Genomic DNA, 353 nt, shown 5'->3' on the forward strand with positions numbered 1-353 from the left:
ATTCAGATGTGGCTGGCGCCCCTGGAACCCGGAGGTGAGCCCTCGTACACGCACGTCGCGGGAATCGCCGACTCCACGCCGTACGCCCTCCCCGAGGCGGGCGCGATGCTGCACGTCCGCCGGCAGGCGGAGGGCGAGCGAACCGCGGTGCCGGACGCGGCGGGGGCCTACGTCCACGTCGTACGGGGACGCGTGAGCCTCGGCGACGAGCTGCTGGGGGAGGGCGACTCGGCGCGGATCACGGAGCCGCGGGGGCTGGAACTGGAGGCGCTGGAGCCGGCCGAGGTGCTGGTGTGGGAGCTCGGCGCGGTGTGAGGCGTCATGGCTGCCGCTTCAATCCGGAGAAGCTGCGG

The 353-nt window shown here is 73.4% G+C and carries 1 protein-coding gene; it reads left to right on the top strand.

Features of this window, described 5'->3' with window-relative positions; all coding sequences use genetic code 11:
- The coding region (locus BFF76_RS30150; protein ID WP_478078226.1) for a pirin family protein at positions 1 to 315 on the top strand (315 nt) is incomplete at its 5' end.
- Positions 316 to 353: the final 38 nt, after the last annotated feature.

Origin of the sequence: Streptomyces mutomycini (assembly GCF_001700505.1) — a bacterium.
Taxonomy (GTDB): domain Bacteria; phylum Actinomycetota; class Actinomycetes; order Streptomycetales; family Streptomycetaceae; genus Streptomyces; species Streptomyces mutomycini.